Annotated in this window: 14 protein-coding genes; 5 read left to right on the top strand and 9 right to left on the bottom strand. The window is 67.8% G+C overall.

The genetic code is table 11. The features are described 5' to 3' along the window. Window positions 1-52: 52 nt before the first annotated feature. The 4 genes from HWX62_RS23520 to HWX62_RS23505 form a co-directional block, all read right to left on the bottom strand. Entirely contained in the window at window positions 53-1,378 is a 1,326-nt protein-coding gene (locus tag HWX62_RS23520) for a sugar ABC transporter substrate-binding protein (RefSeq protein ID WP_175927696.1), read from the bottom strand. Between the two features lie 72 nt (window positions 1,379-1,450). Continuing rightward, on the bottom strand, window positions 1,451-2,815 hold the full coding sequence (locus HWX62_RS23515) for a D-tagatose-bisphosphate aldolase, class II, non-catalytic subunit (RefSeq protein ID WP_175927697.1): 1,365 nt from the start codon (window positions 2,813-2,815) through the stop codon (window positions 1,451-1,453). Next, window positions 2,803-3,759 carry a sugar kinase gene (locus HWX62_RS23510; protein WP_175927698.1) on the bottom strand — a complete coding sequence of 319 codons (957 nt, stop codon included), beginning with the start codon at window positions 3,757-3,759 and terminating at the stop codon, window positions 2,803-2,805. The genes HWX62_RS23515 and HWX62_RS23510 overlap by 13 nt, the downstream gene beginning before the upstream one ends. A gap of 50 nt (window positions 3,760-3,809) precedes the next feature. Beyond that, on the bottom strand, window positions 3,810-4,586 hold the full coding sequence (locus tag HWX62_RS23505) for an L-iditol 2-dehydrogenase (RefSeq protein WP_048988957.1): 777 nt from the start codon (window positions 4,584-4,586) through the stop codon (window positions 3,810-3,812). A 330-nt stretch (window positions 4,587-4,916) separates the two neighbouring features. Here HWX62_RS23505 and HWX62_RS23500 point away from each other — a divergent pair, with 330 nt between their 5' ends. From HWX62_RS23500 to HWX62_RS23485, 4 genes are read left to right on the top strand one after another with little or no spacing between them, the layout of a single operon-like run. After that, window positions 4,917-5,378, top strand: a complete 462-nt coding sequence (locus HWX62_RS23500; RefSeq protein ID WP_011546084.1) for a Fur family transcriptional regulator — start codon at window positions 4,917-4,919, stop codon at window positions 5,376-5,378. A gap of 44 nt (window positions 5,379-5,422) precedes the next feature. Then, a complete protein-coding gene (locus HWX62_RS23495; RefSeq protein ID WP_175927699.1) occupies window positions 5,423-6,334 on the top strand; it encodes a metal ABC transporter solute-binding protein in 912 nt (303 codons plus the stop codon). Window positions 6,335-6,350: 16 nt separating this feature from the next. After that, window positions 6,351-7,241 (top strand): ABC transporter ATP-binding protein, encoded by an 891-nt coding sequence (locus tag HWX62_RS23490; protein WP_175927700.1) that lies wholly within the window; start codon window positions 6,351-6,353, stop codon window positions 7,239-7,241. Next, window positions 7,234-8,016 (top strand): metal ABC transporter permease, encoded by a 783-nt coding sequence (locus tag HWX62_RS23485; protein ID WP_175928162.1) that lies wholly within the window; start codon window positions 7,234-7,236, stop codon window positions 8,014-8,016. Before HWX62_RS23490 ends, HWX62_RS23485 begins: the two co-directional genes overlap by 8 nt. Before the next feature lie 24 nt (window positions 8,017-8,040). Here the strand turns inward: HWX62_RS23485 and HWX62_RS23480 are convergent, their stop codons facing one another. The 5 genes from HWX62_RS23480 to HWX62_RS23460 all read right to left on the bottom strand — a co-directional run bounded on the left by HWX62_RS23480 (window position 8,041) and on the right by HWX62_RS23460 (window position 12,868). Further along, the gene (locus tag HWX62_RS23480; RefSeq protein WP_175927701.1) at window positions 8,041-8,337 is read right to left on the bottom strand and encodes a hypothetical protein; all 297 of its coding nucleotides are present in this window, start codon (window positions 8,335-8,337) and stop codon (window positions 8,041-8,043) included. Between the two features lie 17 nt (window positions 8,338-8,354). Next, window positions 8,355-9,176, bottom strand: coding sequence for a hypothetical protein (locus HWX62_RS23475; RefSeq protein ID WP_244136083.1), 822 nt, complete (start codon window positions 9,174-9,176; stop codon window positions 8,355-8,357). 40 nt (window positions 9,177-9,216) lie between these two features. Next, the gene (gene fghA, locus HWX62_RS23470; RefSeq protein WP_175927702.1) at window positions 9,217-10,065 is read right to left on the bottom strand and encodes an S-formylglutathione hydrolase; all 849 of its coding nucleotides are present in this window, start codon (window positions 10,063-10,065) and stop codon (window positions 9,217-9,219) included. Between the two features lie 17 nt (window positions 10,066-10,082). After that, on the bottom strand, window positions 10,083-11,189 hold the full coding sequence (locus HWX62_RS23465; protein ID WP_006483756.1) for an S-(hydroxymethyl)glutathione dehydrogenase/class III alcohol dehydrogenase: 1,107 nt from the start codon (window positions 11,187-11,189) through the stop codon (window positions 10,083-10,085). 212 nt (window positions 11,190-11,401) lie between these two features. Then, window positions 11,402-12,868, bottom strand: a complete 1,467-nt coding sequence (locus HWX62_RS23460; RefSeq protein ID WP_175927703.1) for an FGGY family carbohydrate kinase — start codon at window positions 12,866-12,868, stop codon at window positions 11,402-11,404. Window positions 12,869-13,306: 438 nt separating this feature from the next. Between HWX62_RS23460 and HWX62_RS23455 the strand changes: the two genes are divergently transcribed. After that, window positions 13,307-14,683, top strand: coding sequence for a nucleobase:cation symporter-2 family protein (locus HWX62_RS23455; RefSeq protein ID WP_175927704.1), 1,377 nt, complete (start codon window positions 13,307-13,309; stop codon window positions 14,681-14,683). The last annotated feature ends 343 nt before the right edge of the window (window positions 14,684-15,026 follow it).

The raw sequence follows: 15,026 nt of genomic DNA, 5'->3' as shown, positions 1-15,026 counted from the left end.
GCCCGCGTCGTGTGCGACGGCGCACGAGGCGGACCGCGCGGCGGCTTGCGCGTTACTTCTTGTAGCCGGCCTGCCGGACTGCCCGGTCGGCGGCGGCCTGCCCGGCCGCAAGCGCCTGGTCGACCGACATCTGGCCCGCGACCGCGCCCGCGATCGACTGGCCGACCACCGTGCCGAACGACTGGAATTCAGGAATCCCGACGTACTGCACGCCCGTGTACGGCACCTTCTTCAGCGACGGATCGTTCGGGTCGGCCGTCTCGATCGCCTTCAGCACGAAGTCCGAGAACGGCGCGGCGGCCTTGTACTCGGCGCGCTGATACGTCGACGTGCGCGTGCCCGGCGGCACCGACGCCCAGCCTTCGTCCTTGCCGACCATCTCGATGTACTGCTTCGACGTCGCCCACGCGATGAACTTGCGCGCGGCGTCCTGCTGCTTCGACGTTTTCGGCACGGCGAGCGCCCACGCCCACAGCCAGTGCGAGCCCTTCGGCGTCGCGGCGACCGGCGCGGCCGCGAAGCCGATCTTGTCGGCCACCTGCGACTGCTGCTTGTTGTAGAGCATCCCGGCCGCGACCGTCGCGTCGATCCACATCGCGCACTTGCCGGACGCGGTCAACGTCAGGTTCTCGTTGAAGCCGTTCGAGCTCGCTCCGGGCGGGCCGTTCTTCTTCAGCAGGTTCACGTAGAAATTGATCGCCTTCTTCCACTCGGGCGACGTGAGCTGCGCGTTCCAGTTCTCGTCGAACCAGCGCCCGCCGAACGTGTTCACGACCGTCGACACGTACGCCATGTTCTCGCCCCAGCCGGCCTTGCCGCGCAGGCAGATCCCGTAGGTGCCCTTCGACTTGTCGGTGAGCTTGTCCGCGAATTCGGCGATCTGGTCGTAGGTCGGCTGGTCGGGCATCTTCAGCCCCTTCGCCGCGAACAGGTCCTTGCGGTAAAACGTCATCGAGCTTTCGACGTAGAACGGCAGCGCGTAGAGCTGGCCGTTGTACGACAGGCTGTCGCGCGCGGTCTTCACGATGTCGTTCAGGTCGTAGTCGGCGGGCAGCCCCGTCATCGGCGCGAGCCAGCCGCGCTTGCCCCACTGCGGCGTTTCGTAGGTGCCGATCGCCATCACGTCGAACTGGCCGCTGCCGGTCGTGATGTCGGTCGTCGCGCGCTGGCGCAGCACGTTCTCCTCGAGGATCACCCAGTTCAGCTTGATGTCCGGGTTCGCCTTCTCGAACGCCGGCGACAGCTTCTTCAACTCGATCATGTCGGGGTTGTTCAGCGTCGCGATCGTCAGCGTGCCGGCGGACGCCGCGCAGGCCGCCGTCGCGAGCGCGGCTCCGGCGAAACAGCGTGCGGCGGCGTCGAGCATCTTTCGTTGCATGGCATGTCTCCTGTGATTGTTCGAAATGTCGTCGGTCTTGCGTCGGTGTTGCGTCGTTTCCTTCGCGGCCCGTCATGCCGGCCGCTGCATGCCGCACGCGCGCGCATAGTGCGCGATCACGTCGCGTATCCGGTGGCGCACCCACGCGCGCGGCGCTTTCGCGAGGCCGCCCGCGCGGCACGCCGCGTAGACGTCCGGCAGCCACTGCGCGACGAGCGTCTCCGGCACCGGCTGCCGCGCGAGGTTGTCGAACAGCTGCTCGACCGCCGCCGCGACGGCCGGCTGCAGCCAGTAATAGCGGATGCGGTCGCTGTAGCTGAACTGGCGCGCGAGCCGCTGCGCGCTCTCGTCGCCGCGGTAGTACGGCGCCCAGTGCTCGGGCTGCGCGCGCATCGCCGCGTCGACGACGTCGCGCAATCGCGAGCGCTGCGCGACATCGTCGATCAGCGCGTCCTCGATGAACGTCAGCGCGAACAGCGCCTCGCGCAGCGCGAACGTCAGCGCGGGGCCGACCTTCAACACCGCGAAGTGGTCGCGCACGAGCGCGGCGAGCGCGTCCTCGGTCTGGTAATCGGTCGAATGCGCCTCGAACACGAGGCGCGGTGTCTGCAGGATACTCGCGCCCAGCGACGCTGCCTTGGCGCTGTCGTAATCGAGCACGTGGCGATCGTCGAAGTCGACGCCCGGCTGCGCGACGATCGCGACGACGCGCGTCCACGCGTCGTCGAGCCCGGCCGCGGTGAACGCGCGACGGTGCGCGTCGAGCGTGGCCGCGACGCTGTCGCTGCGCGTGACGGCGATCCGCGCGATCGCATGGCCGCCTGCGTCGTTGCCGGCCTCGCCGCTCACCTCGCCGCCCGGCGTCGGCACCTCGGTGCCGATCACGTAGACGGGCGCGATCCCGGCGCGCGCCGCCGCGTCTTCCGCGACGCGGCACAGCTCGGCTGCACGCGCGGCGATCGTGCGATCGTCGAGCCGCGCCGGATCGTCCGCGCACGCCATGCTCGCATCGAGATGGATCTTTTCGAACCCGGCTTCCACGTAGGCCGCGACCATCGCGGCCGCTTCACGCATCGCGTCGGCCGCGCGGCGGTGCCGCCACGGGTTCGGGCCGAGATGGTCGCCGCCGAGCACGAGCGCCGACGGCGCGAGCCCGCACTGCGCGGCGATCGCCTCGACGTCGCGACGAAAATCCGCGGGCGTCATGCCCGTATAGCCGCCGAGATGGTTCACCTGATTGCAGGTCGCCTCGATGAGCAGCGGCGAACCGTCCGCGCGCGCGGCTTCGCATGCGGCCTCCAGCACGAGCCGGTGCGCGCTGCAGACCGCATAGATGCCGCGCTGCGCGTCCGCGCGGTTCGCGTCGAAGATCATCCGCAGCACGGTGTCCGCGTGCGCGGTGCGCGTGCGCTCGGCAACGGTCGTCAGGCCGGACATGCGATACCTCGTTCGGTCAGGAAGCGGTCGATCTCGGCCGCGCTGCTGTTGCCCTCCATCGGGCCGCGCCGCGTGACCGCGATCGCGCCGGCCGCGTTCGCGCGGCGCAACGCGACGTCGACGGCCAAGCCCGCGACGAGGCTCGCGACCAGCGTGCCGCCGAAGCAGTCGCCGGCGCCGGTCGGATCGACTTCGTCGACAGGATAAGCCTGTGCGTCGACGCGGCTCGCACGATCGAACGCGACGCTGCCTTGCGCGCCGCGCTTGAGCACGACGCGCTCGAGCAGCGGATGCGTCGCGAGCAGGCCCGCGATCGCGCGCTCGGCCGGCTGCGGCCCGCAGAAGAACGGCAGGTCGGCTTCGCTCGGCAGGAACAGGTGGCACGCGGCGAGCATCTCGTCGAGGGCCGCGCGCATCGGGCGGAAGCTCAGCATCTCGGGCCGCACGTTCGGATCGAACGACACCTTGGCTCCCGCGCGCGCGGCCTCGATCACGCCGCGCTGCACGGCCGCGATCGCCGATTCGCTCGTCAGCGACGAGCCCATCACGTGGAAGTAGCGGCAGCCGTCGAACATCGCTGTGTCGACGTCGGACGCATCGACGCACGCAGCGGCACTGGTCGACAGCGTGAAGACGAAACTGCGCGAGCCGTCGTCGCGATACGCGACGAACGCGGTGCCGGTCGGGCGGGCGACGCGGCGAATGCGCGCGACGTCGACGCCGTCGCGGGCGAGCCGCGCGACGATCGCATCGCCGAACGCGTCGCGGCCGACGCAGCCCGCATACGCGACGCGCGCGCCGAGCCGTGCGGCCTGGTCGGCGAAGATCGCCGGCGCACCGCTCGGGAACGGGCCGGCGAACAGGCCCGGCGCATCGAAACCCTGGCCGCGCTCGGCGGCGACGAATTCGGCCAGCAGTTCGCCGGCGACGACGATCTCGGCCATCAGGCGAGCCCTCGTCGTTCGGCGGCTGCGCGTGCGAGCGGCGCCATGGGTCAGCTCATCCAGTTGCCGCCGTCGACGTTCAGCGTCTGGGCGGTGATGTAATCGGCGTCGGCCGACGCGAGGAACAGCGCGGCGCCCGTCAGGTCGCCCGGCACGCCCATGCGGCCGAGCGGCACGGCTTCGCCCACGAGCCGCTTCTTCTCGCCGAGCGGCCGGTTCTCGTAGCGCGCGAACAGCGCATCGACCTGTTCCCACATCGGCGTGTCGACGACGCCCGGCGCGATGCCGTTCACGTTGATCCGGTGCGGCGCGAGCGCGAGCGCGGCCGACTGCGTATAGCTGATCACCGCGGCCTTGGTCGCGCAGTAGTGCGAAACGAGCGCCTCGCCGCGACGGCCGGCCTGCGACGACATGTTGACGATCTTGCCGCCGCGCCCCTGCTCGACCATCCGTTGCGCGACGGCCTGCATCAGGAAGAACAGCCCTTTCACGTTGACCGAGAACAACCGGTCGAACACGTCCCACGATTCGTCGAGGAGCGGGCGCATGTCGAACAGCGCCGCGTTGTTGAACAGGATGTCGACGCCGCCGAAGCGCTCGACCGCCGTGGCGACGATCCGCTCGATGTCGTCGCGGCGCGTGACGTCGGCCGTCACGGCCACCGCGCGGCCGGGGTTGGCCTCGATCAGCCGCGCGAGCGAGCCGCCCGCCGGCTTCACGTCGACCAGCACGCAGCGCGCGCCCTCGTCCAGATAGCGTTGCGCGACCGCCTCGCCGATGCCGCTCGCGGCGCCCGTCAGGATCGCGACCTTGTCTTCCAGTCTCACTGGCTGTCTCCGGTTCGTTCTGTTGCACGATGGCCGCGAAGTGAGCGAACGCTCGGCGACCGATCAATTGCTCTGTTGGTGATCGAATGATCGGATACGCGATACGCGCTGTCAAGACGACGTGACGGCTTTCTATGACGCACTGCGGCACGGCGGCACACGACCACGCATTGCCATGCCCGCGCGCCAACGCGCGGCGCGCACGGTGCGACGCAGTGGTATCGGCAGCGAAGGGGACGGGGCGACGGCGGAAAAGCGGAATTCGCGCTGCACGGCGCGGCGATACGTTATATCATCGCCGTACTGTGTTTCATTGCCCTGCTTCACGCCATGGCTACCTCATCGTCCATTGACGCCCGGCTGTCCCGGGCCGACGCATTCGCCGCCGAGCACGGGCTCGCGTGGACGCCGCTGCGCCGCCAGGTCTACGAACGCGTGCTGGCCGCGCAACGCCCGATCGGCGCGTACGACCTGCTCGCCGAACTCGAACCGCAACGCGGCCGCGTGCCGCCGACGACCGTCTATCGCGCGCTGGATTTCCTCGTCGAGCACGGCTTCATCCACCGGATCGAATCGAAGAACGCGTTCTTCGCATGCTGCGAGATCGGCGTGCCGCACGAAGGCCAGTTCCTGATCTGCGATTCGTGCGGCGACACCGTCGAGATTCCCGGCGGCGACCTCGCGAAGCAGTTGTCCGCGAGCGAGCCCGCGCACGGTTTCGAAGTCCACCACCAGGTCGTCGAGCTGAGCGGCCTGTGCGGGCACTGCAAGCGCAAGCCCGCGCAACGCTGACGCCGAATCGCGGCGTACGCGCCGCCCTTCCAACGAGGAGTTCCATGTCCATTGCCCTGAAGCGCGCGCCGCGCCGCGCCCTGTCGCCTGTCCGCTGGCTGGCCGCCGCCGCTGCCGCGCTGTCGTTCGCCGCGCCCGTGGCCGCGCACGCCGCGACCGTCAACGTCGTCGCCGCCGAGAATTTCTACGGCGACGTCGCGTCGCAGATCGGCGGCCGCCACGTCGCGGTCACGAGCATCCTCAGCAATCCCGATCAGGATCCGCACCTGTTCGAGGCGAGCCCGAAAACGGCCCGCGCGCTCCAGCACGCGCAGGTCGTGATCTACAACGGCGCCAATTACGATCCGTGGATGGGCAAGCTGCTCGGCGCGTCGAAACAGGCGAAGCGCGCGACGATCGTCGTCGCCGATCTGGTCGGCAAGAAGGCCGGCGACAACCCGCACCTGTGGTACGACCCGGCGACGATGCCGGCGGCCGCACGCGCGATCGCGACCGAACTCGGCCGCGCCGACCCGGCGAACAAGGCCGAGTACGACGCGAACCTGGAGAAGTTCGTCGCATCGCTGAAGCCCGTCGACGACAAGGTCGCCGCACTGCGCGCGAAGTACAAGGGCGTGCCGGTGACGGCCACCGAGCCCGTGTTCGGCTACATGTCCGACGCGATCGGCCTCGACATGCGCAACCAGCGCTTCCAGCTCGCGACGATGAACGACACCGAGGCGAGCGCGCAGGACGTCGCCGCGTTCGAGAACGACCTGCGCAAGAAGCAGGTGCGCGTGCTGATCTACAACAGCCAGGCCGAAGAACCGATGACCAAGCGCATGCTGAAGATCGCGCGCGACGGCGGCGTGCCGACCGTCAGCGTCACCGAGACGCAGCCGGCCGGCAAGACCTTCCAGCAGTGGATGGCCGGCCAGCTCGACGCGCTCGGCAACGCGCTTTCAGCCGGCAAGTGATAGACGACGTAACGACATGACCGCTACTCCCCACGCCCTCGCACTCGATCGCGTCACGCTCGAACTGGGCGGTCGCACGATCCTGCGCGACGTCAGCTTCTCGATCGAGCCCGGCGAATTCGTCGGCGTGCTCGGGCCGAACGGCGCGGGCAAGACGACGCTGATGCGCGCGGTGCTCGGCCTCGTCCCCGTGTCGGCCGGCACGCTGTCGGTCGGCGGCGTGCCGGTCGCACGCGGCAACGCGTCGATCGGCTACATGCCGCAGATCAGGAGCGGCCTCGCGAACCGCCGGATGCGCGGCTACGACCTCGTCGCGATGGCCGCCGACGGCCACCGCTGGGGCCTGCCGCACACGAGCGCGGCCACGCGCCGCGACGTCGACCGCGTGCTCGAGCTCGTCGGCGGCCGGTCGCTCGCGCGCCGGCCGCTGTCCGAACTGTCGGGCGGCGAACGGCAGCGCCTGCTGCTCGCGCAATGCCTGCTCGGCAATCCGAAGCTGCTGCTGCTCGACGAGCCGCTGATCAGCCTCGACCCGAACCACCAGCGCGGCGTCGTCGAACTCGTGCGCACCGTGCAGCGCGAGCTCGGCATCACCGTGCTGTTCTCCGCGCACGAACTGAATCCGCTGCTGAACGCGCTCGATCGTGTGCTGTATCTCGGCAACGGCGTCGCGGCGCTCGGCACCGTCGACGAGGTGATCACGAAGCCCGTGCTGTCGCGGCTCTACGGATCGCCGATCGACGTGATGCGCGTGAACGGCAAGATCTTCGTGATGTCGGGCGACGTCGAGATCGAGAAGCACGATCACGAGCACGAGGACGACGACGGTCATTCGCACGGCGGTGGCGGCGGTCACGGCCATCACCATCATGGACACGCTCATCCCGGGCATTCGCACGATGTTTGAATACGACTTCATGATCAACGCCTTCGCGGCGTCGGGGATCGTCGCGGTGCTCGCGGGCATCGTCGGCTATTTCCTGGTGCTGCGCGGGCAGACCTTCGCCGGCCACGCGCTGTCGCACGTCGGCTTCACCGGCGCGACGGGCGCGGTGCTGCTCGGCATGTCGCCGATCTGGGGGATGGTCGGCTTCACGCTCGCGGCCGGGGTCGCGATGGGCGCGCTCGGCGAGCGGCTCGCGGGCCGCGACGTCGCGATCGGCGTGATCCTGTCCGGCGCGCTCGGCTTCGGCCTGCTGTTCCTGCACTTCTACACGTCGTTCGCGACGCAGGTCACCGCGCTGCTGTTCGGCAACGTGCTGGCGGTCAGCCACGACACGCTCGCGGTGCTGGCGGGCATCGGCGCGGTGAGCCTCGCCGCGCTCGCGCTGATCGCACGGCCGTTGCTGTTCGCGTCGCTGCAACCCGAGCTGGCCGAGGCCAAGGGCGTGTCGCTGCGCACGGTGTCGATGCTGTTCCTCGCGGTGTGCGCGCTCGCGGTGGCCGCGGCGACGCAGATCGTCGGCGTGCTGCTCGTGTTCACGCTGCTGGTCGGGCCGGCGGCGGCCGCGCAGAACGTGTCGACGCGATTGTCGACGGGCGTGCTGCTCGCCGCGCTGTTCGCGCTGTTCGAAGCGTGGGCCGGCATCGTGCTCGCGTATCACACCGATTGGCCGACGAGCTTCTGGATCACCGCGCTGTCGGCGCTCGTGTACGGCGCGAGCCTGTTGCGCAAGGCATGATGCCCTGCATGCCCGCGGGGGGCGTTACGTGATCGCTCCCCATGCGCACATCACCGTTGCCGCGAGGATCAGAAACCCGACCCATGGTTTGGCACCTGTGGCCGCAGACCTCGCGAGCAACACGATCTGCGCGGTCGCAACGACCACGAGCAATGCATAGCTGGCCAGCGTATGGTCGCCGGCTTCGTCCTTGATCGCACCGATCGCGACGGACGGATCGATTTCGTGCATCCACGCGTACTTGTTCCCGCTGATCGCGATAACGACGAGCAATCCGATGACACATGCGACGTGAATGACGAAGCGAAGGAGACGAGCCATGTTTGCATCCTGATGCATTACTGCATGAGCCGCGCGAAACGCGACCAATGCGTAACGATGAAGTTACCGTAGCTGGTATTTTGTCTTATTTGCTCGAGAGACAACCCGCTTCCTCGGTTGTAGCGAGCACCGACGATGCGAATTTGATCCATCGAGAACGGATACTGGAATCCATCGCTCTTCGCCAATTGACTCAAATGACGCGCAACCACATCGATATTGAAAACATCGCGCTGGAGGCAGTGGGCCAAATTCCGGAACTGCGACGCTGACATTTGCGACGGATCCATTCCGAGTGTTTGTGCTGCCGTGCGAAGCTGCATGCTCACCGGACCGAACGATGTCATCGTGGGATGACGTGTAAGTGTCAGATGCTTGTCGACAAATGCCGGACCACTCCAGTCGAACGTGCGCACTTCAAATGCAACGCGATCGATGAATTCGGGGTCACCGGCCACCTCGATCCAACATACGCCTGCGAGCATTTCCCGAGGTAGACGGTTTCTCCCTGCTGCCACGCGGATAGATGACTTGTTGTGCACGACCCACGCATCCTTGAACGCCTGGATATATTTGATGCCGCCAGCCCATCGTTCGGGCACAAGTTTCCACGCAAACAGATTGATCAACCCCCAGTTCGGGGAGTTGTTTGATACATCGCAAACGATGCGATCCATTCGGGTCAAAGCCTCGCTCGAATAAATTTCACGACGATTAAATCGTCGATCATTATTCGGCGAATCGATTCGATATCCTATAGAACGAGTACGAATTTGCGGCAGCAGGTGATCTTTCCGGGCAACCGCCCCGTTGGATGAGTAACGAAGGATGACAGCCACGTCGCCCGCCGGAGCGCAACGACGTGGCGTCAGAGATCGCTCACCGCGCCAGCACGCGCGCGTGATGCGCGAGGTGATCGGCGATGAACGTCGAGATGAAGTAGTACCCGTGGTCGTAGCCCGGATGACGGCGCAACGTCAGCGGCTGACCGGCCTTCGCGCACGCGGCTTCGAATACGTCCGGGTTCAGCTGGTTCGCGAGGAACTGATCGGCAAGCCCCTGATCGACGAGGATGCCCTCCGCGAACTTCGGCGCATCGGCGCGCGCGACCAGCTCGCTCGCGTCGTGCGCCTTCCATGCGTCGCGATCGGCGCCGAGGTAACCGGAAAACGCCTTCTCGCCCCACGGGCAGCGCGTCGGCGCGGCGATCGGCGCGAACGCCGACACCGACCGGTACAGGCCCGGATGACGCAACGCGAGCGTCAGCGCGCCGTGCCCGCCCATCGAGTGACCGAAGATGCCGAGCCGCGCGCCGTCGATCGGCAGCTCGGCCGCGACGAGCTCGCGCAGCTCGCCCGTCACGTACGACTCCATCCGGTAATGCGTCGACCACGGCGCTTCGGTCGCATCGACGTAGAAGCCCGCGCCGACGCCGAAGTCCCACGCATCGGTCTCGCCCGGCACGCCCGCGCCGCGCGGGCTCGTGTCGGGCATCACGAGCGCGATGCCGTGCTGCGCCGCATATTGCTGCGCGCCGCCCTTGATCGCGAACGTCTCGTCGGTGGACGTGAGCCCCGCGAGATAGAACAGCGCCGGCACGCGGCCGTGCGCGGCCTGCGGCGGCAGGTACACCGAGAACTTCATCGGCAGGCCGATGACTGCCGAATCGTGACGGTAGAAACGCTGCTCGCCGCCGTGGCACGCATGCGAGGAAACGAGTTCGAGCATGGCGGTGCGCTCCCCGGTCAGTACAGCACGACCGAGCGGATCGACTCGCCGGCCTTCATCAGGTCGAAGCCTTCGTTGATCCGCTCGAGCGGCAGCGTGTGCGTGATCAGGTCGTCGATGTTGATCTTGCCTTCCATGTACCAGTCGACGATCTTCGGTACGTCGGTGCGCCCGCGTGCGCCGCCGAACGCCGAGCCCTTCCACTCGCGGCCCGTCACCAGCTGGAACGGACGCGTGCTGATCTCCTCGCCTGCCGCGGCCACGCCGATGATGAACGACTGGCCCCAGCCCTTGTGCGTGCATTCGAGCGCCTGGCGCATCAGCTTCACGTTGCCGACGCATTCGAACGAGTAATCCGCGCCGCCGTCGGTCAGCTGCACGATGTGGTCGACGACGTTCTCGACTTCGTTCGGGTTGATGAAGTGCGTCATCCCGAACTTCTTCGCGAGCTCGACGCGCTTCGGGTTGATGTCGACGCCGATGATCTTGTCCGCGCCGACCATCTTCGCGCCCTGGATCACGTTCAGGCCGATCCCGCCGAGGCCGAACACGACCACGTTCGCACCGGCCTCGACCTTCGCCGAGTACACGACCGCGCCCACGCCCGTCGTCACGCCGCAGCCGATGTAGCAGATCTTGTCGAACGGCGCGTCCTCGCGCACCTTCGCGACCGCGATCTCCGGCACGACGATGTAGTTCGAGAACGTCGACGTACCCATGTAGTGGAACAGCGGCTTGCCGTCGAGCGAGAAGCGCGACGTCGCGTCCGGCATCAGGCCCTTGCCCTGCGTCGCGCGAATCTTCTGGCACAGGTTGGTCTTGCGCGACAGGCAGAACTTGCACTCGCGGCATTCGGGCGTGTAGAGCGGAATCACGTGGTCGCCCTTCCTCACGGTGCCGACACCGGGGCCGACGTCGACCACCACGCCCGCGCCCTCGTGGCCCAGGATCGCCGGGAAGATCCCCTCCGGATCGGCGCCCGACAGCGTGTAGTAGTCGGTGTGGCAGATGCCCGTCGCCTTCACTTCGATCAGCACTTCGCCGGCGCGCGGCCCTTCGAGGTCGACTTCCTCGATCGTCAGCGGCGCCCCGGCCTTCCATGCAATCGCGGCTTTCGTTTTCATCGTGTCACTCCTGTGTGTCGGTGAGATCGGCCCGGGCTGGCGTGCGACGCCGGCCGGGATTCATGCAATGCGGTCGACGCCGTGCCGCGTGGCCCGGCGCAAGAATGTCGTGCTCGCCATGATGGCCGCTCCCGGCGCGCATCGCGTGCGGGAAACGGTCGCTGGCTTGCCTTGATGCGTCATCGCTGACGCAAATGAACAAGTGTTCGAGTTTAAACGCCCGTCGTGAACCATGCATCCGTGCGGGCGTACAGATCGACAAAGCGCGCGTGGCGTGCGGCCAGCAGGCGGTCGTCATGCGGCGCGGCGACCGGCGACGCACCCGGCGCCAGCGCGCGCAACGCATCTTCACGCCAATGCCCGATCGCGATGCCGGCGAGCAAGGCGGCGCCGCGCGTCGCAGCGTTCGGGCAGTCGATCGCGTGCAGCGACGCGCCGAGCGCGTCGGCGAGCAACTGGCGCCAGCGTGGGTCGACCGAGCCGCCGCCGGCGAGACGCAGCGTCGTCACCGCGTCGCGGCGATCGGCGTCGCGAATCGCGTCGAGCCCGGCGCGCAACGCGAACGCGACGCCTTCGAACGCGGCGCGCATCATCGCGCCGCGCGTGTCGCCGAGCCCGAGGCCGAGCCAGCCGCCGCGCGCATCGGGGTTCATCCACGGCGAACGTTCGCCGGTCAGGTATGGCAGGAAGCACAGCCGTTCGGACGCCGGCTGCGCGAACGCATCGTCGTACGCATCGGCCCATCGCGCATAGCCGAGCCAGCCGCGCACGGCTTCGAGCGCGAGCCCGACGTTCTGCATCGCCGCCATCGTGTAACAACCGCCGCCCGCCGCCGCACGATAGCGATGCAATCCGCGCCGCGCGGGCGGCAGCGCATCCGCGAGCACGACGATCTGCCCGCCGCTGCCGGTCGTCAGCAGCGCGTCGCCCGCCGCGGTCAGCCCGCTGCCGAGCGCGGCGCACGCGGTATCGGCCGCGCCCGTGGCGAGCGGCACGCCGGCCGGCAGGCCGAGCGCGGCCGCGGCCTGCGCGCCGAGCACCCCGCAGCGCGCGGTCGACGCACGCACCGGCGCGAAGCGGTCGGCCGGCAAGCCCAGCGCATCGATCAATGCGCCGTCCCACGCGCCGTCGGGCGTCGCGAGCGCCGTCGCGCACGCGTCGCTCGGATCGGCCGCGACGTCGCCGCCGAGCGCGATGCGCAGCCAGTCCTTCGGCTGCACGGCCCAGCGGGCGGCACGCAGCGCATCGGGTTCGTGCGTGGCGAGCCAGCGCAACAGCGGGCCGGCCATGCCGGGCGCGACGGGATTCGGGACGACGGGTAATCCGGCGACGGGTAATCCGGCGACGGACCACCCGGCCGCGTCTGTCTCGCGCACCGCGCGCGTGTCGGGCCACAGCAGCGCGGGCCGCACCGGCTCGCCGGCCGCGTCGATCAGCACGACGCCATGCATCTGGCCCGAAAAGCCGATCGCCGCGACCTGCGCGCGCTCGTCGGCCGGCAGCCGCGCGGCCGCGCGCACGAGCGCCTGCCACCAGGTGTCGGGCGCGATTTCCGCCCAGCCGGGCTGCGGCGACGACAACGCATAAGGTTCGCTCGCGACCGAGCGCTCGACGCCGTCGGCATCGAGCGTGACGAGTTTGACGGAGCCGGTGCCGAGGTCGATTCCGAGCAGGCGCATGACGTGACGGGGATTCGTATGAACGGATGTCGATGATAACGGGATCGCGATGGGCGCCCCGGTTTTTGCCGCCGCGTCGACACATCGAACGTGCCGCCGGCCGGCGGGTTCGACGAGGCGGCACCTTGCATGCAAAAGCGGCCGCTCGCGGGTTAACCCGGCACGGTTTCCGCACGCCCGTTTTTGCCACTATGCGACGGACCCGATACACACCATAAAGCCGGCCATATTTGACAGGGGGGCCGGCGCTATTTTGAAGCGCTATAAAACCGGTAAACCTCACTCCCGCGGCAGTTTCCCGATGATCGACTCCCTGCTCCATGCCGAAATGGCATATCGAACCAGCAAAGAACGGAATAGAACCCAGTGCTCTTGTTGCATGGATTCATTCCGAATAACTTCGTATCACCCCGAAAACAAGATCATGGAGTGAGACAGATGCAATCGAACACGGTCCATCCGTGCGATGAGGTGCTGCCGACCGGCAAGCTGGTAACGCTTGGCCTGCAACACGTCCTCGTCATGTACGCCGGCGCCGTCGCCGTGCCGCTCATCGTCGGCGCGGCGCTCAAGCTGCCGAAAGACCAGATCGCGTTCCTGATCAGCGCCGATCTGTTTTCGTGCGGCATCGCCACGCTGATCCAGACGCTCGGCCTGTGGATCTTCGGGATCCGCCTGCCCGTCATCATGGGCTGCACGTTCGCGGCCGTCGGCCCGATGATCGCGATCGGCACGAACCCCGGCCTCGGCATTCTCGACATCTTCGGTTCGACCATCGCCGCCGGCATCATCGGCATCGTGCTCGCGCCGATGATCGGCAGGCTGTTGCGGTTCTTCCCGCCGGTGGTCGTCGGCACGGTGATCGCCGTGATCGGGCTGTCGCTGATGGAAGTGGGCATCAACTGGGCGGCCGGCGGCGTCGGCAATCCCGAGTACGGCAGCCCCGTCTATCTCGGCCTGTCGCTGCTCGTGCTCACGCTGATCCTGCTGATCAACAAGTACGGCCGCGGCTTCATCGCGAACATCTCGGTGCTGCTCGGCATCGTCGCCGGCTTCGTGATCGCATTCGCGCTCGGCCGCGTGAATACCGACGGCGTGGCGCACGCGCCGTGGGTCGGCTTCGTGATGCCGTTCCACTTCGGCCTGCCGCACTTCGACCCGCTGTCGATCGTGACGATGGTCACGGTGATGTTCGTCACGTTCATCGAATCGACCGGCATGTTCCTCGCGGTCGGCGACATGGTCGATCGCCCGGTCGACCAGGAGCGCCTCGTGCGCGGCCTGCGCGTCGACGGCCTCGGCACGCTGATCGGCGGCATCTTCAACTCGTTCCCGCATACGTCGTTCTCGCAGAACGTCGGCCTGATCGGCGTGACGGGCGTGAAGAGCCGCTTCGTGTGCGCGACGGGCGGCGTGATCCTCGTGCTGCTCGGCCTGTTCCCGAAGATGGCGCAGGTCGTCGCGTCGGTGCCGCCGTTCGTGCTCGGCGGGGCAGGCATCGTGATGTTCGGGATGGTCGCCGCGAACGGCATCAAGGTGCTGTCGAAGGTCGACTTCGTGAACAATTCGCACAACCTGTTCATCGTCGCCGTGAGCGTCGGCATGGGCCTCGTGCCGGTCGTGTCGCCGCACTTCTTCTCGAAGCTGCCGCCCGCGCTCGCACCGATCCTGCACAGCGGCATCCTGCTGGCATCGGCGACGGCCGTGATCCTGAACATCGTGTTCAACGGCGTGAAAGGCGAAAAGGATGCGAAGTGCGAGATTCGGCGTGCAGGCCATGATTTCGACGGCCGCCCCGTCGACGTGCACCACTGATCGCACCGCGCCGAGCAATGGCGTGAGGCGGTAACGACGAACGCCACGGCATGCCGTGGCGTTTTGTTTTGGGAATTCTTGACCACGCGTCAGGCTCAAGCAATCTCGATTCTCGCGAGCAGGCGGGGCGCCGGTGGCGCGATGCGCAATGCCGGCCGACCGCGCGGATCGGTGTGGATCGGCGCGATTGACGTGATCGGCGCCAGTGGAACGCGCCACACCTGTCGTCACGACGACAACGGCCTCCCGCACGATTCGACCGCGCAAAAGAAAACGCCACGAACTTTCGTCCGTGGCGTTTTCTGTTGCGCATACAACGGGTTGAAGCGCAGGTGCGGCAAGC

Source organism: Burkholderia sp. BCC0506 (assembly GCF_902833145.1).
GTDB lineage: Bacteria > Pseudomonadota > Gammaproteobacteria > Burkholderiales > Burkholderiaceae > Burkholderia.
Note: the sequence above shows the minus strand (reverse complement) of the source record. Positions and strands in the feature narration are given on the sequence as shown.

Coding starts and splice junctions, on each gene's coding strand:
- HWX62_RS23515 (WP_175927697.1), bottom strand. CDS start 2,815: ATGTCCGGCCTGACGACCGTTGCCGAGCGCACGCGCACCGCGCACGCG.
- HWX62_RS23485 (WP_175928162.1), top strand. CDS start 7,234: ATGTTTGAATACGACTTCATGATCAACGCCTTCGCGGCGTCGGGGATC.
- HWX62_RS23480 (WP_175927701.1), bottom strand. CDS start 8,337: ATGGCTCGTCTCCTTCGCTTCGTCATTCACGTCGCATGTGTCATCGGA.
- HWX62_RS23490 (WP_175927700.1), top strand. CDS start 6,351: ATGACCGCTACTCCCCACGCCCTCGCACTCGATCGCGTCACGCTCGAA.
- fghA (WP_175927702.1), bottom strand. CDS start 10,065: ATGCTCGAACTCGTTTCCTCGCATGCGTGCCACGGCGGCGAGCAGCGT.
- HWX62_RS23500 (WP_011546084.1), top strand. CDS start 4,917: ATGGCTACCTCATCGTCCATTGACGCCCGGCTGTCCCGGGCCGACGCA.
- HWX62_RS23495 (WP_175927699.1), top strand. CDS start 5,423: ATGTCCATTGCCCTGAAGCGCGCGCCGCGCCGCGCCCTGTCGCCTGTC.
- HWX62_RS23455 (WP_175927704.1), top strand. CDS start 13,307: ATGCAATCGAACACGGTCCATCCGTGCGATGAGGTGCTGCCGACCGGC.
- HWX62_RS23520 (WP_175927696.1), bottom strand. CDS start 1,378: ATGCAACGAAAGATGCTCGACGCCGCCGCACGCTGTTTCGCCGGAGCC.
- HWX62_RS23510 (WP_175927698.1), bottom strand. CDS start 3,759: ATGGCCGAGATCGTCGTCGCCGGCGAACTGCTGGCCGAATTCGTCGCC.
- HWX62_RS23465 (WP_006483756.1), bottom strand. CDS start 11,189: ATGAAAACGAAAGCCGCGATTGCATGGAAGGCCGGGGCGCCGCTGACG.
- HWX62_RS23460 (WP_175927703.1), bottom strand. CDS start 12,868: ATGCGCCTGCTCGGAATCGACCTCGGCACCGGCTCCGTCAAACTCGTC.